The 23,425-nt window shown below is 65.9% G+C and carries 22 protein-coding genes, 1 tRNA gene, 1 other RNA gene and 1 pseudogene; 8 read left to right on the top strand and 17 right to left on the bottom strand.

Features of this window, described 5'->3' with window-relative positions; all coding sequences use genetic code 11:
• From GWK63_RS09920 to rnpB, 5 genes are all read right to left on the bottom strand, one after another.
• Entirely contained in the window at positions 1-2,025 is a 2,025-nt protein-coding gene (locus GWK63_RS09920) for a peptidoglycan D,D-transpeptidase FtsI family protein (protein WP_007400184.1), read from the bottom strand.
• Positions 2,026-2,063: 38 nt separating this feature from the next.
• A complete protein-coding gene (ftsL, locus tag GWK63_RS09915; protein WP_039999955.1) occupies positions 2,064-2,855 on the bottom strand; it encodes a cell division protein FtsL in 792 nt (263 codons plus the stop codon).
• Positions 2,852-3,853 (bottom strand): 16S rRNA (cytosine(1402)-N(4))-methyltransferase RsmH, encoded by a 1,002-nt coding sequence (gene rsmH, locus GWK63_RS09910; protein WP_039999956.1) that lies wholly within the window; start codon positions 3,851-3,853, stop codon positions 2,852-2,854. The genes ftsL and rsmH overlap by 4 nt, the downstream gene beginning before the upstream one ends.
• Positions 3,850-4,323: a division/cell wall cluster transcriptional repressor MraZ gene (mraZ, locus tag GWK63_RS09905; RefSeq protein WP_007400187.1), complete on the bottom strand. Its 474-nt coding sequence runs from the start codon at positions 4,321-4,323 to the stop codon at positions 3,850-3,852. Before mraZ ends, rsmH begins: the two co-directional genes overlap by 4 nt.
• A gap of 327 nt (positions 4,324-4,650) precedes the next feature.
• An RNA gene (rnpB, locus tag GWK63_RS09900) (RNase P RNA component class A) lies at positions 4,651-5,061 on the bottom strand.
• 102 nt (positions 5,062-5,163) lie between these two features.
• Here rnpB and GWK63_RS09895 point away from each other — a divergent pair.
• The gene (locus GWK63_RS09895; protein WP_034930826.1) at positions 5,164-6,204 is read left to right on the top strand and encodes an alpha/beta hydrolase; all 1,041 of its coding nucleotides are present in this window, start codon (positions 5,164-5,166) and stop codon (positions 6,202-6,204) included.
• Here the strand turns inward: GWK63_RS09895 and GWK63_RS09890 are convergent.
• Complete coding sequence (locus tag GWK63_RS09890) at positions 6,122-6,577, bottom strand: hypothetical protein (protein WP_039999958.1); 456 nt, start codon at positions 6,575-6,577, stop codon at positions 6,122-6,124. The two genes, GWK63_RS09895 and GWK63_RS09890, sit on opposite strands and share 83 nt — an antisense overlap.
• A 4-nt stretch (positions 6,578-6,581) precedes the next feature.
• Positions 6,582-8,063 (bottom strand): glucose-6-phosphate dehydrogenase, encoded by a 1,482-nt coding sequence (zwf, locus tag GWK63_RS09885; RefSeq protein WP_007400190.1) that lies wholly within the window; start codon positions 8,061-8,063, stop codon positions 6,582-6,584.
• Positions 8,064-8,314: 251 nt separating this feature from the next.
• Between zwf and GWK63_RS09880 the strand changes: the two genes are divergently transcribed.
• Both GWK63_RS09880 and GWK63_RS09875 read left to right on the top strand, forming a co-directional pair.
• Complete coding sequence (locus tag GWK63_RS09880; protein ID WP_007400192.1) at positions 8,315-8,590, top strand: DUF2312 domain-containing protein; 276 nt, start codon at positions 8,315-8,317, stop codon at positions 8,588-8,590.
• A gap of 83 nt (positions 8,591-8,673) precedes the next feature.
• A complete protein-coding gene (locus GWK63_RS09875; protein ID WP_039999960.1) occupies positions 8,674-9,321 on the top strand; it encodes a hypothetical protein in 648 nt (215 codons plus the stop codon).
• Positions 9,322-9,406: 85 nt separating this feature from the next.
• On the opposite strand, the gene proB is transcribed toward GWK63_RS09875, so the two are convergent.
• The 4 genes from proB to rplU all read right to left on the bottom strand — a co-directional run bounded on the left by proB (position 9,407) and on the right by rplU (position 12,398).
• The gene (gene proB / locus GWK63_RS09870; RefSeq protein ID WP_007400194.1) at positions 9,407-10,555 is read right to left on the bottom strand and encodes a glutamate 5-kinase; all 1,149 of its coding nucleotides are present in this window, start codon (positions 10,553-10,555) and stop codon (positions 9,407-9,409) included.
• A complete protein-coding gene (obgE, locus tag GWK63_RS09865) occupies positions 10,552-11,595 on the bottom strand; it encodes a GTPase ObgE (protein ID WP_007400195.1) in 1,044 nt (347 codons plus the stop codon). The genes proB and obgE overlap by 4 nt, the downstream gene beginning before the upstream one ends.
• Before the next feature lie 155 nt (positions 11,596-11,750).
• Positions 11,751-12,020, bottom strand: coding sequence for a 50S ribosomal protein L27 (gene rpmA / locus GWK63_RS09860; RefSeq protein ID WP_007400196.1), 270 nt, complete (start codon positions 12,018-12,020; stop codon positions 11,751-11,753).
• 63 nt (positions 12,021-12,083) lie between these two features.
• Positions 12,084-12,398: a 50S ribosomal protein L21 gene (gene rplU, locus GWK63_RS09855; RefSeq protein ID WP_007400197.1), complete on the bottom strand. Its 315-nt coding sequence runs from the start codon at positions 12,396-12,398 to the stop codon at positions 12,084-12,086.
• Positions 12,399-12,645: 247 nt separating this feature from the next.
• Between rplU and GWK63_RS09850 the strand changes: the two genes are divergently transcribed.
• Positions 12,646-12,735, top strand: a tRNA-Ser gene (locus tag GWK63_RS09850).
• A gap of 112 nt (positions 12,736-12,847) precedes the next feature.
• On the opposite strand, the gene guaD is transcribed toward GWK63_RS09850, so the two are convergent.
• From guaD to GWK63_RS09830, 4 genes are all read right to left on the bottom strand, one after another.
• A complete protein-coding gene (guaD, locus tag GWK63_RS09845; RefSeq protein WP_007400198.1) occupies positions 12,848-14,185 on the bottom strand; it encodes a guanine deaminase in 1,338 nt (445 codons plus the stop codon).
• A 41-nt stretch (positions 14,186-14,226) separates the two neighbouring features.
• Positions 14,227-16,431, bottom strand: a complete 2,205-nt coding sequence (locus tag GWK63_RS09840) for an FUSC family protein (protein WP_007400199.1) — start codon at positions 16,429-16,431, stop codon at positions 14,227-14,229.
• Positions 16,432-16,536: 105 nt separating this feature from the next.
• Complete coding sequence (locus tag GWK63_RS09835; protein WP_039999990.1) at positions 16,537-17,751, bottom strand: UdgX family uracil-DNA binding protein; 1,215 nt, start codon at positions 17,749-17,751, stop codon at positions 16,537-16,539.
• Between the two features lie 43 nt (positions 17,752-17,794).
• Positions 17,795-18,583 (bottom strand): sulfite exporter TauE/SafE family protein, encoded by a 789-nt coding sequence (locus GWK63_RS09830; protein WP_007400201.1) that lies wholly within the window; start codon positions 18,581-18,583, stop codon positions 17,795-17,797.
• Positions 18,584-18,806: 223 nt separating this feature from the next.
• Here GWK63_RS09830 and GWK63_RS09825 point away from each other — a divergent pair, with 223 nt between their 5' ends.
• The 4 genes from GWK63_RS09825 to GWK63_RS09810 all read left to right on the top strand — a co-directional run bounded on the left by GWK63_RS09825 (position 18,807) and on the right by GWK63_RS09810 (position 21,243).
• Complete coding sequence (locus GWK63_RS09825; RefSeq protein WP_007400202.1) at positions 18,807-19,211, top strand: ArsR/SmtB family transcription factor; 405 nt, start codon at positions 18,807-18,809, stop codon at positions 19,209-19,211.
• Between the two features lie 248 nt (positions 19,212-19,459).
• Positions 19,460-19,930 (top strand): MucR family transcriptional regulator, encoded by a 471-nt coding sequence (locus GWK63_RS09820; protein ID WP_007400203.1) that lies wholly within the window; start codon positions 19,460-19,462, stop codon positions 19,928-19,930.
• A gap of 151 nt (positions 19,931-20,081) precedes the next feature.
• Entirely contained in the window at positions 20,082-20,921 is an 840-nt protein-coding gene (gene sppA / locus GWK63_RS09815; RefSeq protein ID WP_223846512.1) for a signal peptide peptidase SppA, read from the top strand.
• A gap of 25 nt (positions 20,922-20,946) precedes the next feature.
• Positions 20,947-21,243, top strand: coding sequence for an integration host factor subunit beta (locus tag GWK63_RS09810; RefSeq protein ID WP_034930799.1), 297 nt, complete (start codon positions 20,947-20,949; stop codon positions 21,241-21,243).
• 115 nt (positions 21,244-21,358) lie between these two features.
• Here GWK63_RS09810 and GWK63_RS09805 read toward each other — a convergent pair.
• Together GWK63_RS09805 and trxB are read right to left on the bottom strand one after the other, a co-directional pair.
• A pseudogene (locus GWK63_RS09805) lies at positions 21,359-22,244 on the bottom strand (LysR family transcriptional regulator).
• 106 nt (positions 22,245-22,350) lie between these two features.
• On the bottom strand, positions 22,351-23,307 hold the full coding sequence (gene trxB / locus GWK63_RS09800) for a thioredoxin-disulfide reductase (protein ID WP_007400207.1): 957 nt from the start codon (positions 23,305-23,307) through the stop codon (positions 22,351-22,353).
• Positions 23,308-23,425 lie beyond the last annotated feature (118 nt).

Below are 23,425 nucleotides of genomic sequence, written 5' to 3'. Positions count from 1 at the left end.
TCAACCCCTGTCATGCACGCGGTGGCCGGGCGGGCCGGGCAGGTCGTTGGCGGCATGTTCCGTATGGCCCGCAAGCTGGGCCGCCTGTGCCGCGTCATGGCTGCGGGCGGCGTGGCCGCGCGGGTGGGCTGTGGCCTCGGTTTCGCGCTCATGTTCATGCAGGCGGGCGGTGCCGGGGTCATTGCCCGGCCCCAGCGCGCGGTAGCCGCGTGGCACGGCGGGCTTCATGGGAATGGCCAGCGCGGCCTCGATGGCGGTCTCATGCTGCGTATCGGGGAACAGCCCCAGCATGGGCGCGATGCGCGTGATCATGTGCGATGCCGTGGGGGCCGCGTTCCATCCCGCCGTGGTCCAGCCGTGGGTCTGGGCGGTGGGCTTGGGGCTGTCCAGCATGACATAGATGGCGTAGCGCGGCGCGTTCATGGGGAAGATACCGGTAAAGGCCGAGACGTTGACATGCTTGAGATAGCCGCCATGCGGGCCGATCTTTTCCGCCGTGCCGGTCTTGCCCCCTACATAATAGCCCGGTGATTCCGCCTTCTGTCCCGTGCCCTTGGCCACGTCCAGCCGCAGGATCTTGCGCAGGATGTCGGAATTGGCGGCCGAAATCAGCCGCTCCGCATCGGGGGGGATGGTCTGGCCGGCATCGGGCGCGCCATCGGTGGCATCGGCGCTGGCGGCCTGGCCTGCCACCAGCGTGGGCCGGAGCAGGAAGCCGCCATTGGCCGTGGCCGCCGTGCCGCGCACGATGGAAAGCGGCGGCTCGGCCACGCCATGGCCGAACGCCACGGTCATGGTGGTGGACACGCCCCAGTTGGCGACAGAGGGGATGATGGGCCGCCCGGCTTCGGGCAGTTCGATCGGCACGCGCGAGAAGAAGCCCATCCGTCGCAGCCAGTCCTGCTGGCGCGCGGCACCCGCGTCCAGGGCGATGTGGGCGGCGGCGGGGTTGGAGGAATAGGCCATCACCTCGGGCAGGGTCAGCCACGGGTCGAAATGGTCACTTTTCATGTCCGAGATGGTGAAGCGCCCGATCTTGATCGGCGTGCTGGAAAAGCGGTCCCAGATATGGGCCACCCCTTCCTGCAGCGCCATGGCGGTGGTCTGGAGCTTGAAGGTCGAGCCGGGTTCGTACATGCCCGTCACGGCGCGGTTGAAGCGGGCATCGGGTGCGGCGCGGCCAAAATCGTTGGCGTCGTAATCGGGCAGGCTGACCATGGTTATGATCTCGCCCGTATGCACGTCCATCACGATGGCGCAGGCGCCGATGGCCTGGAACATGTCCATGGCGGCCTGAAGCTCGTCATGCACAACGTTCTGCACGCGCACATCCACCGACAGGCGCAGCGGCGTGCGGTCCGCGTCCAGCCGCCTGTCAAAGAAGCGCTCGACCCCCGCCACGCCGTGGTCGTCAATGTCCACCCCGCCCAGGATCTGCGCGGCAACCCGGCCCATGGGGTAGCGGCGGCGCTCGCCGGGTTCGAAATAGATGCCGGGAATGCCCAGGTTGTTGACCGCCAGTTCCTGTGCGGGGGAAATGTCACGCGCCAGGTACACGAACTGCTTGTTGAGCGACAGCCGCCGCCGGGTCTCGGCTTCGTCCAGCGTGGGCAGCGCGCCCTTCAGCTTATGCGCCGCATCCGCCGCGTCGATCATTTCCTGCGGGTTGGCATAGACCTGCGCCACGGGCAGCGACATGGCCAGCACCTGCCCCGTGCGGTCGATGATCGAGGCCCGGTGCACCTGCGGCAGCGCCACATCCCCCGCGATCATCCCCTTGGGGTCGCTTTTGGGAATGGGGGGGACCTGCGGGGCGATCTGCTGCTGCTGGGGCGGCATGGGCCGGATGATGGTGGCGACCGTAAGCTTGATGCCAATGGCCAGGAACAGGATACAGAACACCCCCGCCACAACCAGCAGCCGCGCATGCATGCGCTGCTGCGCCAGGCGGGCACGCATGCCTCCCGTTACGGGCCGGGAAGCCTGCGCGCCCTGGGCGGTTGGGTCATGGGGGAAGAGGTTCATTTATGTTCCGGGCCGACAAGCCGGTCGAGGGGTGGGTATCAGTTGCTGACGGGCACCGGGGGCGGCAGGGCGGTCACATGCGGCGTGCCCAGCGAACTGCCACCCATCAGGCGCGGGGCCGCCGGGTGCCACGCCGCATCCGCTATGTTCGCGGCACGCGGATGGTAGCTGGCGGTGGTCACATGCGGGGTGGGGACAAGACTGTCACGCAGGCCGGGGGCGTGGGGCGTGTCCACCGCCGCCACGCGCTCGGGCGGGCGGGGGTGTTCCACCACGCGCGGGGCGGGGCGGATGTCGTTCTGCGCCAGCGCGCGGGCCAGCGCGTCATGCGCCACGGGCTGCGGTTCGGCATGGCGGGGGGCAGGAGCGGGGACCGGCGCGCGGGCCACCTGGACGGGCGCCGGGGCCGGGGGCACGGCGGGGGGCGCATGTACGGGCAGCGCCACGGCGGTCTCGTGCGGCGTTTCCTGTACATGGTCAGCCGCCAGCGTCGCCACCATGGTGGCGCGCGGCGCGGGGACGGGCCGGACGGACGGGCTGCCCACGGCGGGCAGGTGATCGGTCAGGGCGGACATCTGCACGAACTGGGCGGGCGTGACCGGCTGCAGTCCCCTGTCGTAACGGCTGGCAAGCGTGCCCAGGCGGTCGGGCTGGTTCAGCATCGCCCATTCGGCGCGCAGCATGGCCGTCTGGGAACGGGTATGTTCCGTCTGTTCCACGATCTGGGCAATCTGGTGGTCAAGCGCGGTGGTCTGCTGCTTCTTGTCATACAGAAACAGGCCAGACACCGCTGCCACCATGGCAAAGAAGAGGGTGACTAACCGACTCATCCGGCAGGGTCCGATTCTGGCAGGGGGAGGGGGGCAATGCATTCCAGCGCGCGCAGTCTTGCGCTGCGTGCACGCGGATTACGGCGGGTTTCTTCTTCTCCGGGCCGGATGGGGCGTCCGGTCAGGAGCCTGAAGCCTGTTGGCCCCGCGCGCTGTGTCATGGCGCGGGGGTCATGGCGGGAGGGGGCGGGGGTGCGGCCCGCGGCAAGCGCCATGGCCTGCTTGACCAGCCTGTCCTCCAGCGAATGGAATGACACGACGACCAGCCGCCCGCCCGGGGCCAGCAGGCGCGGGGCCTCTTCCAGCACGCGCCGGATCTGGCCCAGTTCGTCATTGACGTGAATGCGCAGGCCCTGGAACGTGCGTGTGGCCGGGTCGATGCCCGAACGGTCGGGCCGGACGACCGAGCGCACGACATCGGCCAGCTGCGTGGTGCGCAGCAGCGGGGCTTCGGCGCGGGCGGCCACGATGGCACGCGCGACCCGGCGCGAGAGCCGTTCCTCCCCATAATGGTAGATGATGTCCGCCAGTTCGTCCTCGGGCAGGGTGTTGACCACATCGGCCGCCGTGGGGCCGGTATCCCCCATGCGCATGTCCAGCGGCCCGTCCATGCGGAAGGAGAAGCCGCGCTCCGCCTGATCGATCTGGTAGGACGATACCCCCAGGTCCAGTACGATCCCGTCCACCCGCGCCACGCCCGCTTCCGCCAGCAGGGCCGCCATGCCGGCAAAGCCGCCATGGAGCAGGTGCAGCCGGGGCGTGCCATCGGGGGCCGTACAGGTGTGGGCGAGCGCCTGCCCGCGGGCGATGGCGGCGGGGTCGCGGTCGATCCCCCAGAGCTGGCAGGCGCATGACGCCAGGATGGCGCGCGCATAGCCGCCGCCGCCAAACGTGCCATCGACGTACCGGCCACCGTCGCGCGGGGCAAGGTAGTCCATTACCTCGGCCAGCATCACGGGCACATGTCCGGGGTCATGGGGGGGGAAGGCCGCATTCATGATGGCGTATCCGTCCGTACGGCGCCGCGGCCCGCCGTCAGGGTGCGGGCGCGGGCGCGGGCGGCGGTGCGGCGTTCCTCCGCCGCCTGCGGGTTCCAGATCTGGAACGTACGGCCCAGCCCCATGAACGTGACCTGATCGGTCAGGCCGGCATGGCCGCGCAGGGATTCGGGCAGCAGGATGCGGCCTTCCCTGTCCGCCTCGAACGGGTAGGCATCGGCGTAGAGCGCGGTGGCGAGGTCGTCATGGTCTTCGGAAAAAATGTCCATTTCATCCAGCGGGCGGGTCAGTGCGGCAAAGGCATCGGCGGGCCATGCCTCAAGGCAGGGATGCAGATGGGACGGACGCAGGATGGCCAGCGGTTCGCCCGATTTGGCCCTGGCACGCAGCGCCGTGCGGAATGCGGAGGGGATGGAAACCCGTCCTTTTGCATCCAGCCGGTTGAGGTGTGTGCCCAGGAATACACTCACGCTGCGCGATGCCCTCCCTTGGCATGAATTTCAGGAGCCGTGGATTGCGTGCCTGCGAGGACCGCCCGTGGGCCGCAGCCATCCTTATCCGGCATGCGCATGGGATAACATGGGATTTCATGGGCGGTCAATTAAAGATGTAGGAAAGATGGCTGAAAACTACTGCTATTTCAGCACAGACACGCCGCATGGCAGGTAAAGAGCCCAATTGGCATGCAATATGGCAGCAATGTGCCGTGTTTATGGTTTGTTCTTTATTGTTAATACTTGTAAACAACTCTGGGTAGAGTAGCCCTGTGGCGGGCCGATGCGATGGAAACAGGAAAAAATGCCAGACGGTCTGTAAGCCGGGTTCTGTCCGCCCTAAGGCGGGGCGATCATTCCTCTGAGATGGGCCTTGCGGCACACCTTGCGCGACCAACCCGAACGACGGGGCGGAAAACCCCTGATGGCACCCTGCGGCCCATCCGCCGTTCCTATTCGGTCTTGCTCCCGGTGGGGTTTGCCCTGCCATCCATGTTACCATGCATGCGGTGCGCTCTTACCGCACCGTTTCACCCTTGCCCCCAACGCCACCCGCATTGCTGCGGGCACCGCCGTGGGGGCGGTCTGTTTTCTGTGGCACTGTCCCTGGGGTCGCCCCCGCCGGCCGTTAGCCGGCACCGTTTTTCCGTGGAGCCCGGACTTTCCTCCATCGCGTGGCGCAAACCACCCGACAGCGACCGCCCGACCGTCTGGCATGCGGAAACTGGCGGTGCATGCGCGCAGCGTCAAGCGATAAATGATACGGCGGCGTTCTGGTCATGCCCGCGCGCCCCTTTTTTTCCTGCCGGAGTGCCCATGCCCCAGCCCACGCCCCCCTCACGCCCCGGCCTGCTGACCCGCCTGCTGCTGGGTGGCATGAAATGGGCGGCGTCGCGTCGCCATGACGAAACCCCGCATACGCTGGAGGATATGCGCCGCAAGCTTGACCGCCCATGTTTTCCCATGGGGCTGTCGGCCCTGCAGGTCCGTCGTGTGATCGACTGCCGTGTGCCGGGCCATGCGGGCCTGCTGCCCGCGCGGTTATACGTGCCCTATGGCCGGGTGCATGGGGTGGTGCTGTTCATGCACGGGGGCGGGTACGTGCATTGCGGGCTGAACTCGCATCACGGCATATGCTGCAGGCTGGCGCGGCAGTCGGGTGCCGCGGTGCTGTCCATTGCCTACAGCCTGGCGCCTGAAAACCGTTTTCCCGTCGCGGTGGAGGACTGCTGGGCCGCCCTGCGGTGGCTGGCGGGGGAGGCCCATCGCTGGGGCGGGCCGATTGCGGTGGCGGGCGACAGCGCGGGCGGCACGCTGGCCGCCGTGCTGGCGCAGATGGCGCGCGACCGGGGCGGGCCGGAACTGGCCATGCAGCTGCTTTATTATCCCTCCCTCTATGGGGAGCGTGACGTGCCTTCGCGGGCGGCCTATGCCCATGGCTACGTGCTTTCGACCCGGCTTATGGAATGGTATGCGGAGCAGTATATCCGCACACCCGCCGACCTGTCCGATCCAAGGCTTGCGCCCATCTGCGCCCCCTCGCTCGCGGGGTTGGCGCCTGCGGTCATCGGGCTTGCGCAGTGTGATCCGCTGCATGACGAGGGCACGGGTTATGCCGCCGCCATGCAGCAGGCCGGCAGCCCGGCCCGGACCCGCACATGGCGGGGCACCGTGCACGGGTTCCTGAATTTCTATTCCGTCCTGCCCGCCGGGCGGGAGGCCATCCATTATGGCGCTGGCGCGCTGCGCGCCGCGCTGCGGGCGCGCGGCAAGGCTAGCGGGGCAGGGGGTGGAACACGCCCGGGCTCTGCCAGTCCGTCTGCGCCTTCTGGTCAATCCGGTCGATCTGGAGCGTGAACAGCTTGGGCAGGGTGTTGCGGTCACCGGGGCAGGTGCCGGAATGCTTTTCCATCACGTCGATATGCGTGGCGTCGGGCGGGTCGTTGCCGTTGAGCACGAACAGCAGGCAGTTGCCCGGTACGGCCGTCATGCCGTTATGGGTGACAAGGGTGCGGTAATGTTCGACCAGGGCGGTGTTATCGAACCAGCTTGTGCGTGAGAAGGTGAGCCTGTCCGCCGCCTGGTCCAGCCAGCCCATGCGGCCGACCACGAAAACAAGGGCCGCCATCGGCACGATCATGAGCACCCGGCGCACGATGCGCTGGCGCAGCGTGACCGGCCCGCGCCTGCGGGTCAGGCGCGGTGGCGGGGTGGGGGATGATGTGGCCATGGGGCTAGTTCTTCATGTCCTCATGCCACAGGTGCCCGGACTGGGAGAGCAGGTTGCGCGCCCCCTCCGGCCCCCATGTGCCGGCGGCATAGGGTTCCAGCGGGGCCTTGTTTTCCTTCCAGCCCTGCAGGATCGGGTCGATCCAGCGCCACGCGGCGGCTACCTCGTCACGGCGGATGAACAGGATCGGGTCACCACGCACCACGTCCAGCAGCAGCCGTTCGTAGGCATCGGGGTAGCGGATGTTGAACGCTTTTTCGAACTCGATGTTGATGTCGGCCTTGCGCAGGGCCAGGCTGTCGGTTGGCGTGGGGTCCTTGGTCGAGACCGAGAGCATCATCCCCTCATCGGGCTGGATGCGGATGATCAGGCGGTTGGCGTCGGGCCGGTTGGCGAAGATCGACCACGGCGCGCCACGGAACTGGATCACGATCTCGCTTGACTTCTCGGCCATGCGCTTGCCCGAACGCAGGTAGAACGGCACCGTGCCCCACCGCCATGTCAGGATCTCGGCCTTCAGCGCGACAAAGGTTTCCGTCTCGCTGGTCACACCTTCGCCCAGGTCCTCCAGGTAGCTGCCGACCGTGCGCCCGCCAATGGTGCCGCGCATGTACTGCCCGCGCGCGGTATAGATGGCCACGTCATCCGCCTCGATCGGCTTGAGGGCGTGCAGCACCTTCAGCTTTTCATTACGCACGCTGTCGGCCGCCAGTGATACGGGCGGGTCCATGGCCACAAGGCAGAGCACCTGCAGCAGGTGGTTCTGGATCATGTCGCGCAGCGCGCCGGAGCGGTCGTAATAGGGGCCGCGGTTTTCCACGCCCACGGTCTCGGCCGCCGTGATCTGTACGTAATCGATCGCATCGCACGACCACAGCCGCTCGAACACCGGGTTGGCGAAGCGCAGGGCGATCAGGTTCTGCACCGTCTCCTTGCCCAGATAGTGGTCGATGCGGAAGATCTGGTTTTCGGGGAAGTGGCGGCCCACGCTGTCATTGATCGCTTCCGCGCTGGCAAGGTCGGTGCCGATCGGCTTTTCCAGCACCACGCGCGACTGGGGCGTGATCAGGTCCTCGCGGCTCAGGTTCTCGCAGATCTGGCCATACAGGGCAGGGGAGGTGGCCAGGTAGTAGACCCGGATGCGCCCCGGCGGCACGCTGCCCAGCAGGGTCTGGAGCGTGGGCCAGTCGCTGTCCGCCTCCGCCCCGTTCAGGCTGACGTAATGGACCATGTTCACGAAGCGGGCGACGGTTGCGTCATCCAGCGCCTCGGGCTTGACATGTTCATGCAGGGCCGCCGTGGCGCGCTGCTGGTAGTCAGCGCGTGAAAGGGCGGAGCGCGCCGTGCCGATGATGCGGGAATCATCGGGGATCTGGCCGTCACGGTAACGGTGGTAGAGCGCAGGCAGCAGCTTGCGCATGGTCAGGTCACCTGTTCCGCCGAAAACGATGTAGTCAAAGGTCTCAACGGGGGGAAGATGTGCCATGGAAGGTGGCCTCCTGCCTGTATCGGTGTGCCATGACTGCCGGTGGCACGCATGGGGATGGGGCATGCCGCAAAAGCTGCATACCGGCTGCCGCTTCGATTACGGCCCGGCTCTCCGGCCTGTCAAGTTGGCATTGACCATCGGGCGGCGGCGCGATAATCCCGCCGTTCCACCCCATCGCCTAGTGACATTCCCTTCATGTTGCTGATGGGCGCCTAACGGGACAATCACGATATCTGGAGACATCTGCCATGAATGCTGACAATTTCGGGGCGGACGATACGTCTGCCGCTGTCGGTGGTATCGCAGCCGATCGCCTGCGCAGCATTATCGAGCGCGTTGAACGCCTTGAGGAAGAACGCAAGGCGCTGGCTGGCGACATCAAGGATATTTTCACCGAGGCGAAGTCCGCCGGTTTCGATGTCAAGGTGATCCGCCAGATCATCCGCCTGCGCAAGCAGGAACCCGCGGAAGTGGAAGAGCAGGAAACCCTGCTTGACATCTATCGCCGCGCGCTGGGCATGTAACGGTACGGCCCTGTCATGCCCTGATGGCGCGGGTGGCAGCGGCCCGTGCCGCCGGGTAACTTCAGTTCAGGGTGCATAGGTACATGCTGTCGTCCCTTTTTCCGCAATGGATGCCGCCATGGGCACAGGCCGTGCTGCTGGTGGGGGGCATCCTGTTCGCGCTGGTCTGGCTGTTCGTGCCCTTTGCGGTCTTTGGCGTGAAGGGGCGGCTGGACAGTCTTGCCATCCAGCTTGATGACCTGCAGGCCGAACTGCGGGTCATGGCGATGGGGCTGAATACGCCATCCGCCAATCCCGACCCGGCCCCCGCCGCCCGGCCGCCCGAACCCGCGCCCGTGTGGGAGCCGGAACCCGCATCCCGCCCGGCCGCGCGTCCCGTGCCCGATCCCGATGCGGACGGGCATGACATTCCCGCCTATGAACGCCGCGCCACCCGCGCGCCGCAGTCCGCCCCCGTGGCACCGCCCCGGCAGCCCGACCCGCCCCCCGTGCGGGTGCGTGAGGATGGCGATGAATGGCCGCCGCGCGCCAGTATCCGCCCGGCTGCCGCCCCCGCGCCGCGCCCCGGGCGGGAAGACGAAGCCCCCAGCCTGTCGGAATGGAGCCGTGGCCCGTCGCGCGCGGCCCCCGAACCCACGGGTCACCGCCCGTTGCGCGCGTCCGTCTGGCCGCCTGAACGCGGGCAGCGGGCGGAACCGACCCTGCGCTGGCCGCCCCGCCCGGATGCGTGAAAAGCTGGTTTCGTAAAGCGTGGAAGGACGCCGCCTTTTTGGAAAAAGGCGGCCCCGGAACTTTTATTGTCTTGAGTGCAGTGGTTCAGTCGGTAGCGGATTCCGCGCGGGTGAACAGCACCAGGTCATCGCGGTGAATCACCTCATCCGTGCCCTGCCAGCCCAGGCGGGACTCGATTTCATCCGACCGGCACCCCGCGATCCGGCGCGCATCCTCCGCCGCATAGGCCGCCAGCCCGCAGGCCACCCGGCGGCCGTGGCGGTCCAGCACCGCAATCAGGTCGCCCCGGTCAAAATCCCCCGCGACATCACTCACGCCCGCGGGCAGCAGGGAAGACCCCTGCATCAGCGCCACAAGCGCGCCGTCATCAATCACCATGTGGCCTGACGGCGTCAGGCTGCCCGCGATCCAGTTCTTGCGTGCCGAACGGGCATCGGTCGTGGGCAGGAACCAGGTGCAGCGCGCGCCATCGCGCAGGCGGCCAAGCGGGTGCAGGTCCTGGCCGCGTGCGATCACCATGGCGCAGCCCGCCTGGGTTGCGATGCGGGCCGCCATGAGCTTCGTGCGCATGCCGCCCGATGAATAGCCCGGTGGCGGCGCGCCGCCCATGGCCTCGATACTGTCGGTCAGGGCGGCTACGACCGGCAGGTGCCGCGCATCGGGGTTGCTGCGCGGGTCGGCCGTATAAAGCCCGTCAATGTCGGACAGCAGTACAAGCTGGTCCGCATTGATCATTTCCGCCACCCGGGCCGCCAGGCGGTCGTTGTCGCCAAAGCGGATCTCGGTCGTGGCGATGGCGTCGTTCTCGTTGATGATGGGAACGCAGCCCAGTGCCAGCAGCGTGTTGAGCGAGGCGCGGGCGTTGAGGTAGCGGTTGCGGTTTTCTGTATCATCGGGGGTGAGCAGAAGCTGGGCCGCCGTCAGGCCCAGGCCGGACAGCGCATCGGTCCAGGCCTGCGCCAGCCGGATCTGGCCGACGGAGGCGGCGGCCTGCTTTTCCTCCAGCCGCAGCACGCGGCGCGTCAGCCCCAGCTGGTGGCGGGCCAGGGCAATTGCACCGGATGAGACCACAACCACTTCCGTTCCCTGCGCGCGCAGGTCGGCTATGTCCTGCGCCACGCTGTCCAGCCAGGCCTGCCGGGGCGCGGCCTGTTCGGGGTCCACGATCAGGGCGCTGCCAATCTTCACGACAACCCGCCGGGCCGTGCGCAGGTGGGGCAGGGGGGCGGTCATGTCGCGGGGGTCTCCGCCTCTGCGGCCTGCGCGCGTTCGGCACGGTCGCGGGTGACGAAATCCTGCAACCGGCGCAGGACCGCATCCACATTCATGTGGGCGACGGAGGACATGGTCATGACATCCTGCCCGCTGGCCTGTTCCAGGGCGGTGCGGCGTTCGTCAATTTCCTCGGGCAGCAGGGCGTCGATCTTGTTCAGCACGATGATTTCGGGCTTGTCCGCCAGTCCGCCGCCATATTCCGACAGTTCATGGCGGATGGTGCGCCATGCGCCCACCACCTCCTCTACCTCTGCCGTGCCATCAATCAGGTGCAGCAGTACCGCGCAGCGTTCGACATGGCCCAGAAAACGGTCGCCCAGCCCGCTGCCCTCATGCGCGCCTTCGATCAGGCCGGGAATGTCGGCAATCACGAATTCTTCCGTAACCGACAGCCTGACCACGCCAAGCTGCGGGTGCAGCGTGGTAAACGGGTAATCCGCGATCTTGGGCCGTGCCGCCGATACGGTGGACAGGAAGGTGGACTTGCCCGCGTTGGGCAGGCCGACCAGCCCGACATCGGCAATCAGCTTCAGCCGCAGCCAGACCCAGCGTTCCTCCCCCGGCCAGCCCTTGTCCGCCCGGCGTGGGGCGCGGTTGGTGCTGGTCTTGAAATGCGCGTTGCCGCGCCCGCCATCACCGCCCCGGCACAGCAGCAGGCGCTTGCCCGCCACGTCCAGGTCGCCCAGCATGGTCTCGCGGTCTTCATCGAAGATCTGGGTGCCGATGGGCACCTTGATCACAACCGTCTGGGCCGCGGCCCCCGTGCGGTCGGACCCCGCGCCATTGCCGCCCTTGCGCGCGCGGAAATGCTGGGTATAGCGGAAATCGATCAGGGTATTGAGGTTATCGACCGCCTCGAACACGATATCGCCGCCCCGGCCGCCATTGCCCCCGTCCGGACCGCCAAATTCGATATATTTCTCACGCCGGAAGGCAACGACCCCGTCACCCCCATCGCCTGATTTTACATAGATTTTGGCCTGGTCAAGAAACTTCATTGCCTGCGATCCGGTGGGGGGTGCGGCACAAGCGCGCCCTGTGTGCGTGCATGATACCAGAGAATACGCCCCGGCATCATACGAAAAAGGGGGCGGCCAGAATGACCGCCCCCCCTGAATATCGGGTAATCCCGCAGTGTTGAAGGCGTTGGGCCTTATTCCGCTGCCAGCGGCAGGGCCTGCACGGATACATGCACCCGGCCTTCCGCACGGCGTTCGAACTTCACATGTCCGTCCACCAGCGAAAACAGGGTGTGGTCGCGGCCAACGCCAACGTTCACACCGGGCTTCATCTTCGTGCCGCGCTGGCGGACGATGATGTTGCCTGCGATGACGCTTTCGCCACCAAACTTCTTGACGCCAAGACGGCGCCCGGCGCTATCGCGCCCGTTACGGGACGAACCGCCTGCCTTTTTTTGTGCCATTGCCTGAACTCCTTAAAACTGAAATCTCTGATCGAACCTGCCCGGCCTGTGGCCGGGCGGGGATCAGGCGGCGTTGATCGCGGAGATGCGCACCACGGTCACCGGCTGGCGGTGGCCATTCTTGCGGCGGCTGTTCTGCCGGCGGCGCTTCTTGAAGATGATGACCTTCGCCAGACGGTCCTGTGCGATGACGGTGGCCGTGACGGTGGCACCCTTTACGGTGGGGGCGCCGATGGTCGTGCCGCCTTCGCCGCCAACGGCCAGGACCTGGTCGAAGGTGATCGTGGCGCCGGCTTCGCCTTCCAGCTTTTCAATCTTCAGGACGGCGTCCTTGGCAACGCGGTACTGCTTACCGCCGGTACGGATAACTGCAAACATGTCTCTATCTGTCTTTCCGATCTCTTGGCGTGTGCGGCACCGTGGGTGGTGCAGGCGACACGGCCCAGTCGCTTTTTTATATTGGCCGCAATTGCAGCGGCGCCCCGTCCGCGCGGGGTGAGTGCGGGCTTTTACTGGCTGGGGGGGCGCAGGTCAATGTTTTTTATGGGGTGCGGCCAGCGGCAAAAAGACCCCTTGCGCCCGCCCGCGCACGCCCCTATAAGCCGCTGCATCACCGCGTGCAGATGGAGAGGTGCCGGAGCGGTCGAACGGGGCGGTCTCGAAAACCGTTGTGCGTGCAAGCGTACCGTGGGTTCGAATCCCACCCTCTCCGCCACTGCATCGCGTGTGTATTTCCCCAATTCAGGTCATTAGCCTGCCGTCGCAATCATGCGCTGGACATGATTGTCCGGGTGGTCACGGCATGGCGTATGGTTTCCGCCTTACCCTTACACCCCGGCCCTGTCGCGGTCATGTGCCAGGCGCCCGCCCACATAGGTGGCGCGGATGCTGCGGTCATCGCCCAGCATCATGAGTGTGAACATCAGGTCCGCCGTGCTGTCGCACATCTGCGTACGCAGCGCCTGCAGGGGCGTGGCCGCGGGGTCCAGGATGCACAGGTCCGCATCCATGCCGGGGGCCACCGTGCCGATCTGTCCGTCCAAGTGCAGGGCGTGCGCGCCGCCTGCCGTGGCCAGCCAGAAGGCCTGTACGGGGTGCAGCGTGTGGCCGGTCATCTGTGCGATCTTGTAGGCTTCGTTCATGGACTGCAGGTGCGACAGGCTGGTGCCGGCCCCCACATCCGTGCCCAGGCCCGTGCGCACCGGCCGCGCGGGGGCCAGGGCGTCGAACAGCCGGAACGCGCCACTGCCCAGGAACAGGTTCGAGGTGGGGCAGTGCGCCAGCGCGCAGCCGGTGGCGTGGCAGCGCCGCATGTCGTGTTCATCAATATGGATGGCGTGTCCCATCACGCTGCGCGGGCGCACCAGTCCCGCGCGGTCATAGACATCCAGATAGGAGCGGCTGTCGGGGAACAGTTCGGCCACCCAGGCCACTTCCGCCCGGTTTTCGGCCAGATGGGTCTGCATGAACAGCGTCGCGTCACGCGCCAGCAGGCTGCCCGCCGCTTCAAGCTGCGCGGGGGTGCTGGTGGGGGCGAAGCGTGGGGTGACGGCGTAATGCTGGCGGTTTTTTCCATGCCAGCGTTCGATCAGCGCCAGCGACTCATCGTAACCCTGCTGGGCCGTGTCGCGCAGGTAATCGGGGGCGTTGCGGTCCATCAGCACCTTGCCCGCAACCATCAGCGTGCCAAGGCGGGTGGATTCGCTGAAGAACGCATCGACCGATTGCGGGTGGACGGTGCAGTACACCGCAGCCGTAGTGGTGCCGCAGCGCAGCAGCGTGGACAGGAACTGCCGGGCGATGGTGGCGGCATAGGCTTCATCGGCAAAGCGGCGTTCGGTAGGGAAGGTGTAGCGTTCCAGCCATTCCAGCAGCTGTTCGCCGTAAGCTGCGATCATGGGCAGCTGCGGGTAATGGACATGGGTATCCACAAACCCTGCCGAGATCAGGCACCCCCGGTAATCCGTCACCGCCAGATCCGGTGGCAGGTGGGCCACCGTCCGGTCATACGGGCCGACATGGGTGATGCGCCCCGCCTTTATGATGACCAGACCATCTGGTTCATCAACCAGCGCCGCATCGGGCGGCATGAGGAAAGGATTGCCGCAAAAGGTAATGACATGGCCGCGCAGGGCGGCATCGGCGGGAAGGGGGGAAGGGGTCATGTCTGGCTCCGTTTCCGGGTCCGCCGCGTGTCAGGCCACGTTCATGACACGTCGCTTGCACGATAGGGCTGGGAGGCATCAAGGAAGGCTGCGTTGGCCCCCAGTTCATAGGAAATGACCAGCAGATAGGCAATGGCGCGCGTCATCTCGATGCGCGAGGTGATGTTGGCTTCCGCCGCTTCCAGCCTGCGCAGGCTGCGGGTGGCCCCGCGCGCCACCCGCGCCGTGCGGCCAAAGCGGCCGTAGCGGCCGCTGAACTGCGACATGCGGGTCAGGAACAGCTCGATGGCGCGGTGGGCGGCGGGGGGTAGCTGCCCGCGTTCCAGCACCACGCGCAGGCGGATGATGTTCAGCCCGATGGTCATGGCCGAAAGCGTGCCCTGCAGATAGGCCTCGATGGTGGGCGTGGGCGTGGGGCCGGCATGGCGGATCAGGCGCGAGAAACGGTCGGTATTGCGCCCGATCCACGACTGGGTACGCGGCATGGGCTGGGCGGAAGCCAGGTGGCGCAGGTCATGCAGCGTGCGGTTGCGCATGCGCCAGCGTTCCTCGTCATTGTCAAACGGCAGCACCGCGCGGAAGATCAGCACCGCGAAGCCGATGCTGCACAGGAGCGCGAAAGAGGCGTTGAAATACGCGATCTCGTTCAGGCGGCTCTGGTTGCCCGGCCCCACCAGATTGGGCAGGAACAGGGAATAGGACGCCGCCGCCCCCGCCGTTGCCGGATTGCGCGCGGCAAGGCCGCCCGCGATCATGGGCAGGGCAAGGACGGCTGCAAGCATTTCAAATTCCGCCGGTCGCGGCAGGAACAGCAGTACCAGGAAGCCCGACACCAGTACCGACCAGCATGCCCCGCGCAGGAAGCTCATGGTGCCCACCACCGGATTCTCACGCGTGGCGAACAGCCCGCATGTGACCGCGACCATGGTGATGAAGCCGATGCCGTTGGCCCAGGCCGTGACCTCCCATATCAGGGCCGAGGTGCCGATGGCCACGGCGGCGCGGATGCCGTTATAGGCCGCTTCCTTGAAGTCACGATGCGCCTCGATGCGGAAATGGAAGTGGTCGCCCCGGATCTCGTGCTGGCTGGCGTCGAATTCCTGGATCGCCTGTTCCAGTTCGCCCAGCAGTTCATCCAGCGCGTTATGCAGGATGCGGCAGTTGAGCAGGTCGTCCACCTCGGCCGTTTCCGTGGTGGCGCCACTGCTGATTTCCTGCGTCAGCGCGTCGATGATACGCTGGCGGCACACGCCGCGCAGGTCCTGCAGGTCCTGCTGGATATGCGGGATCTCGGCATCGTTCTCCAGCCGGGTGGACACGCCCAGCAGGAAGGTGCGGGTCAGCAGCGAGGTCTCGGTAAACTGTTCGTTGCTGGTTTCCAGCGCCTTGATGCGCGCCATCATGCCCAGCCCGCGTGACAGCAGGACGGACACGGCCGCAAGGGCTGCGCGCGCGTGGTCGCCCTCATGCCCGTGGGGACCCATCTCGACTTCACTGAACTCGATCTGGTCATTGATGGTCAGGATCGTGCCGAACAGCGCGCGCGAGCGGATGAAGGCCGCTTCATCCCCCGCCAGCAGGTTGGCCACGGCGTCGGTGGCGCTGCTCAGGGCCATCTGGATCTTCTGGCGCATGTTGCGCCGGGCGCTTGCGGCCAGATTATGCGCGAACAGCACCGCCACCAGCGTCTCGCAGGTGATGCCCAGCACGATATAGGTCGTGCGCGACATGGTGATCATGAAGATGTTGTCCGGGTCGCGCGTGGCGGCCAGCGCGATGATGGCGCAGGTATAGCCCGACAGCACCAGCGCATAGGACCGGAAGTTGCGCACCAGGGTTGCGCACATGCAGCACAGCCCGATCCACAGGCTGATGGCCGGGAAGAACAGCCACGGCGCCTGCGGGAAGGAGCAGACCAGGATGACGGCGCTGATCGCCCCCACCGCCGTGCCCACCAGCCGCCACCGCGCCTTGGACAGGCTTTCCCCGCGTGAACCCTGTGCCACGATCCACACGGTCATGGCCGCCCATGGCGGGTCGTCCAGTTCCATCCACATGGCGATGGTCAGCGCCATCAGTGCCGCAACCGTGGTCCGCACGGCAAAGGCCAGGGCTTCAGGCGTGGGGGCGTAAAGCCATTTCAGCCCGCTCATCCGCGCGTAGCCGGGCGCGCGGATGGTGGGAAAATGCTTTCCACTGAACAGGCGGGTCAGGAAGGAGGGCAGAAGATTCAGGTCAGCAGGCACGATATGCGGCTTCCGGCGACAAGGGGCGCGTTATCCATAACGCATCTTGCCATCACGTAATGGTGCCACGCATGCATATCTGGCATCGGCTTTCCTCGTGGCGGGTCAGGGGGTGGCCGGGGGCAGGTGCGACGCCGCCAGCCGCAGGTCGGCTACGAAGCGGTCATATTCGCGCGTCCGCGCATCCGCGTCGGGCAGGCGCAGCAGGTAGGAAGGGTGAACGGTCACGACCCCCGTGCTGCCGTCCTCCATCGGGATGGGGCGGGAACGCTCGTGGCCAATTGTAACGCTGCGGCCCAGCAGGGCGGATGCCGCCGTGGCGCCCAGCATGACCAGCACGCGGGGGCGGATGATGCGCCGCTCGGCCGCAAGCCATGGCGCGCAGGCCGCTATCTCCTCCCGTCCCGCCTTTTCATGGATGCGGCGGGTGCCGCGGCGGATGAACTTGAAGTGCTTGACGGTATTGGTCACATACGCATCCGCGCGGTCGATGCCGGCTTCCGCCAGCGCGCGGTCGAACAGCTGCCCCGCCGGGCCGACAAAGGGGCGGCCGGCCTGGTCCTCGCGGTCACCGGGCTGTTCGCCCACGAACATCATGCGCGCGGTGGGTTCGCCCTCGCCAAACACCGTCTGGGTCGCATGGCGGGCCATGGGGCAGATCAGGCAGGTCCGGGCGGCCAGATAGGCCGCGCGCAGGCTGGTGATCTGGCCGATGTCCAGATCCGTCACCAGCGGCAGGGCGGGCGGGGGCAGGGTGTTCAGCGCCAGCGGGCGCAGGGGGTCGGCCGGACCATACAGCAGCGTCTCGCCCGTCCAGTGCAGCATGCGCCCCGGCAGGGAAAGCCGCCAGGGCGCCAGCGAGAGCTGGAGGGTGATGAAGCGCGCATTGCTTTCGGGCGCATGGGTCCGGGCGGGGAAGGTTGCCTCGCGTGTCGCGCCCGGCTGCATCAGGGCCAGCAGGTTGCGGCGCAGTTCTTCGGTTTCCGCGCGCACCGCTGCCGCCGCCGCCTCGATACGTTCAAGGTCCGCAGGGTCGGGCGTGGTGGCGGTGGCATGGGCGTAGATCAGGCCATAGGCCAGCGCAAAGCGGTCGGCCAGCGTGGACTGGATCGTGGCGGCCGCCAGGCGCATGGTCTCCCGCGGGATGGAAAAGCCCGGCGCGTCCGATGGGGCCGGTGGCGGGGATGTCTGCGTCCCGTCAGGGGCGACCTGCCAGGTAATGGCGGCGGGCGGGACATGCCGAGCCACAAGCGCGCGGGTCATGGCGCGCCATGTCGCGAAATCAAGCGGGTGGGCAAGCGTTACGGTGGTCTGCTGCATGGCGGCGGAGGTCCGGTCATGGGCGCGGGGCAACGGGCGGGGATCAGGCAAGGCCCAGCGCGCGGGCGCTGCGCCACATCATGTACAATGCCACAAGGAAGATCAGGCACGCAAAGATCAGGCGCAGGTGCTGCGGCCGGCTGCCCAGCCGGCGCGCCAGCAGGGTGCCCCCCATGCCCCCCGCCACGCCGCCCGCCACCAGGATGCCCACCATGGGCAGGTCCACCATGCCCGCCATGGCGTAGCTGGCCGAGGTTGTCAGCCCGAAGGCGCATACGGCCACGAGCGAGGTGCCGATGGCATTGAGCATGGGCATGCCGGTGGCCGCCAGTAGGGCCGGCACGATCAGGAAGCCGCCGCCAATGCCGAAGAACCCGGAACAGAATCCGGTCGCGATGCCGTAGCCCAGCACCGGCAGCGGGCTGTCGCGTTCCGGTCTGGCCGCCGCCTGCGCCGGCATGCGGCAGCCACGCAGCATGAGCGCCCCCACCCCCAGCATGACCAGGGCAAACAGGAACAGGAGCCGCTGCCCGTTGATGATCTTGCCGCAACTGGCGCCCCCCAGCGCGCCGATCACGCCCGCGCCGGCAAACACGGTGGCGCATTTCCACCGCACGTTGCCCGTGCGCGCGTGCTGGGCCAGGTTGGACAGGGCATTGATGGTCACGGCCAGCGCGCTGGTGCCGATGGCCCGGTGCGGGTCGGGCATGCCCACCACATACAGCAGCAGCGGCACCGCCAGGATGGACCCGCCGCCGCCCACCAGCCCCAGCGTGAAGCCGATCACGCCCCCGCTGCACAGGCCCAGCAGCCCCTGGATCAGGTCAGGCACGCCGGCACCGGGCGCGCCGGGGCGGCATTGGGGTGGCGGGCAGGGGGCGTGTCATGGCGTGGTTCCCGATATGGGTATGGCATATGATTATTTAATTATTTATTATATTATGTATATATTTTGGCAAGCCCCTGCATCGTGATGCGTGTGCTGTCGGCCATCAATGGTGGTTGGCAGGGCGTTATGGTACGATGGGGCGATATGTTTGAGGGGAATTGAGTCAATGCCCAACCTGCCCAGAACGCGTGAAAACGCGGAAGGCCTTGTGCAGCGGCTGCGCCTGCTGGCACAGCCGCAGCGCCTGATGGTGCTGGCCTGCCTGCTTGATGGTGAAAAGAGCGTGGGTGAGATCGAGGCCCGCACCGGAATAGGCCAGCCCACATTGAGTCAGCAGCTTGCGGAACTCCGGCGTGCGGAAATTGTTGTAACACGCAAGGAGGCCCGACAGGTCATCTACAGCATCAGGGACGGGATGGAGGAGATGCGCCTGCGCCTGATCTGTGCCGTCTGTGATCCGGATTTTGACATGGAAAACCTGGGCGGCCTGCTGCGCGGCCAGAAAACCCCGCCCCCGCCGGAGCGCGAGGTGGACGCCGCCTGCTTTGCCCGCATCGGGCTGGATTCCTGAGCCGGGTCAGGGGATGTGTGGCGGAATTAAGAAGTTTTGTATCAATTTCATACAAAACAATACATTTTGACTAACGGGTATTATTTAATACTATTCTGCGAAAAGAAATAGTTAAATATTGTATCGCGCCAATAGGAAAATGTTCCGCGATTGATGTTGTAAATATTGATGTGCTGGTATATGAACCTGCCTTGATGGTTCGTGAATATATCACGGCTATTGGTTGATATGGAGACACGGAATACGTTATGTCTGATACCGAGCAGGATTTTTCATGTCTGGAACTCACGACACAGATCGTGTCGGCGCATGTTTCCAACAACAGTGTCGCGGCGGATGTGCTGCCTGACCTGATACGGCAGGTGTACCAGGCGCTGGCCAATGTCAGCCGTCCGGTCGAGGAACCCGAGAAGCTCCAGCCTGCCGTGCCCATCAAGCGTTCGGTGTTTCCTGACTACATTGTCTGCCTGGAAGATGGCAAAAAGCTCAAGATGCTCAAGCGCCACCTGCAGAGCGCCTATGGCATGACGCCGGAACAGTACCGTGAGCGCTGGGGCCTGCCCGCGGAATATCCCATGGTCGCCCCCAATTACGCCGAACGCCGCTCCAGCCTTGCGCGTGAGATCGGGCTGGGCCGCAAGATCACCGCCGCGTCTGCCGGCATGACCGCCAGCGGGGGGGATGCGCCCGCCCGGCCGGGCCGCCGCCGCAAGGCCTGATGGCCCGCATGCCCTGAATCCTGCCTTCGGTGTTTACGGTATCCATGATATTGCACCCCCATGGATACTGACCCAGACATATGCCTGCGCGCCACGTCGCTCCACCGCCGCCTGCTGTTATGGCGGGGTGGGGCCGTGGCTTTTTTTGTCCTTGCCTGCATCGTGGCCTTCGGGCGTGCGTCCGGGGGGGTGGACGGGCCATCAGGCGCCGCATCTGGTGCATCTGAAGGTGCAGGGGGTCATTGGCGCCGATGAGCACGAGAATGTCGAGGCCCTGAACCGGGCGCGCGATGACGCGGCGGTCCGGGGGCTGCTGCTGGAAGTGAACAGCCCCGGCGGCGCCGTAACGGGGGGCGAGGTGCTGCATGATGCCGTTGCCGCCTTTGCGCGGCGCAAGCCGGTGGTCGTGTCCATGGGCAGTGTCGCGGCCTCGGCGGGGTACATGGTGTCAACGCCGGCCAGCCGCATCTTTGCCAATCGCTCGACCCTGACCGGCTCCATCGGGGTGATTCTGGAATCGCCCGATGTCTCCCCCCTGCTGGACCGGGTGGGGGTGCGGGTGGACCAGCTTGTCTCCGGCCCGATGAAGGGACAGCCTTCCGTCGTGAAGCCCCTATCCCCCGAAGGGCGCGCGATGCTGCAGGGGGTTGTGTCCGATCTGTACGATTTTTTCGTCACTGTCGTTGCACAGGACCGCCACATGCCCGCCGGGCGCGTGCGGGAGTTGGCCGATGGCCGTCCCTTTACCGGCCAGCAGGCCCTGCCGCTTGGCCTGGTGGATGAGATCGGCAATATGGACGACGCGCGTAAATGGTTGGTCAAGAAGACGATTCTGCCCGATGATGCGAAGGTGACCGATATCGGTCCCGCCGCCACGCGTACCCGGTGGCAGCGTCTGCTCTCGGGCATTCTCTCTGTTGTGCCGGGTGCGGAATTCGTGCTGAAGGAAAGCAGTGCGCTTGACGGAGCCGTTGCGATCTGGAAACTTTAATTTCTTGTTTAAACAGGGGAACAGGATGACCAGGTCGGAACTGATTGCTGAACTTGCCGCTGCCCGTCCCCATCTTCCGGTCCGGGAAGTGGAACGTATTGTCCAGGTCATTTTTGCTGAAGTCAGCAATGCCCTGATGCGGGGGGACCGGGTGGAACTGCGGGGCTTTGGCGCGTTTACCGTCAAGAAGCGCGATGCGCGCACCGGGCGCAACCCCCGCACGGGGGAGACCGTCTCGGTTGATGAAAAGGTCGTACCGTTCTTCAAGGCAGGCAAGGAACTGCGTGAGCGCGTCAATCGCGCCCATGGCACGAAGGAATAACCATCCGCCTGCCACGCATGGCCCGCCATGCATTATCCCGGTTCAATCAGGGCCAGGATATGGGCCGCGCCGGCCGCCACGGCCGGAACCGGACGCGGGGCGGGCCGGGCGGGGCCTAGTGGCGGGCGTTGATTTCCGCTAGCAGGAAGTCGCGGAAGACAGCCACGCGCTTGGACGTGCGCAGTTCTTCGGGATAGACGAAATAGGCATCCACCGTGGGCAGCGGCACTTCGGGCAGGATCTTGACCAGGTTGGGATAATGTGACGCCGCGTAAAGCGGAATCGACCCGATCCCGATCCCGGCCGCGATTGCCCCCGCCATGGCCGCCAGGCTGTTGACTTCCAGCCGCGCCTGACGCCGCTCATCCGACGGCACGCCGGTTTCCGCCAGCCAGTTGATATGCGGCACCGGCGGGTGATAGCCGCCGAACAGCACCAGCTTGTGGGCGTTCAGTTCCTCAAGCGTGCGGGGGGTGCCGTAATCATTCAGATACGACTGTGAGGCATAGATCGGCAGCGGGAAATCGGCCAGATGGCGCTGGATCAGGTCCGGCTGGCGGGGCGGATGCATGCGCACGGCCACGTCCGCCTCCCGCATGCCCAGATCCAGGTCGTTATCTTCCAGGATCAGGGTGATCGAAATGTCTGGATTGGTTTCCATGAACCGGTGCAGCCGTGGCGTGAGCCAGCAGGTGCCAAAGCCGGTTGTTGTGGTAACCCGTAGCCGTCCGGCCGCCTTTTCCTTGCTTTCCGTCAGCAGGGAACTGGGTCATGGCCAGCTTGGAGAAGACTTCCCGAACCGTCTGGTTCAGTGTCTCCCCCTGTTCGGTCAGGATCAGCCCCCGGGCATGCCGGTGGAAGAGGGGAACCTGCAGTGCCTCTTCCAGGGCTGAAATCTGCCGCGATACCGCAGACTGGCTCAGGTTAAGCACGTCGCCGGCATGGGTGAAGGACCCAGCCTCGGCTACAGCATGAAATATCCGGAGTTTATCCCAGTCCACGCGTTGACTCCGCTTTGCTATCTAAATAAGGGCGCGCCAGATGTTATGACACTATTCGTTGTGGTGAAGGAAATAACGGTGCAGGTCAAGGACTCTTACTGGTCCATTACGGCGTTGCGGCAAGAAAACGCTCGGCCTCCAGCGCCGCCATGCAGCCCGTCCCGGCCGCGGTTACCGCCTGGCGGAATATCTTGTCCTGCACGTCTCCTGCGGCAAAGACGCCTGGCACCGAGGTGCGCGTGCTACCCGGTGCCGTAATGATGTAACCGTCTGTATCGATCTCCACCACATCACGGAAAATTGTGGTGGTGGGGGCATGTCCGATGGCAACGAACACGCCATCCACGGCGATATCACGGGTTGCGCCCGTTTTCGTGTCGCGCAGTTCCAGCCCGGTTACGACCGGGGGCGTGCCACTGCCCGTTATGCGCTCTACCGCGCTGTTCCATATGACGGAAACCTTGGGATTGGCGTGCAGCCGGTCCTGCAGGATCTTTTCCGCCCGCAGGCTGTCACGGCGGTGGATCAGGGTGACGTGGCTGGCGTGATGGGTCAGGTAGAGCGCTTCCTCCACCGCCGTGTTGCCGCCGCCAATCACGGCGACATGCTTGCCACGATAGAAAAAGCCATCGCATGTGGCGCAGGCCGAAACGCCGGAACCCTGGAATTCCTTCTCCCCCGGAACGCCCAGCCATTTTGCCTGCGCGCCGGTGGCGATCACCACGCTGCGAGCTTCGTACAGCATGCCGGAATCGCCGGTGGCGTAAAAGCGGCCCGTGCCGTCCCTGCGGCTGAAATCACAGGACACGATTATGTCATCCATCAGCCGCGTGCCGACATTGCCCGCCTGTTCGGCCATCTGCATCATCAGGTCCGGCCCCTGGATGCCCTTGCCAAAGCCGGGGTAGTTCTCGACATCGGTCGTGATCATGAGCTGGCCGCCGGGCTGGAGTCCGGCCACGAGCACGGGCGAGAGGTTGGCGCGCGCGGCATAGATGGCGGCGGTGTAGCCTGCGGGGCCGGCACCGATGACAAGCAGGTCGGTAGAACAGGTCTGGGGCATGAGATCCTAAAAACCCTATGGTCGGAATTTCCTTTGGTATGGTCGTCCACTGGCGTCCGTGCAAGGGTTGGAGTAGGTAGGGCTGGATTATTGTGGCGCGGAAAGACCCGTTTCGCGC

Source organism: Komagataeibacter rhaeticus, assembly GCF_011611525.1.
Classification (GTDB): Bacteria; Pseudomonadota; Alphaproteobacteria; order Acetobacterales; family Acetobacteraceae; genus Komagataeibacter; species Komagataeibacter rhaeticus.
This window is presented reverse-complemented; position numbering and strand designations above follow the sequence as displayed.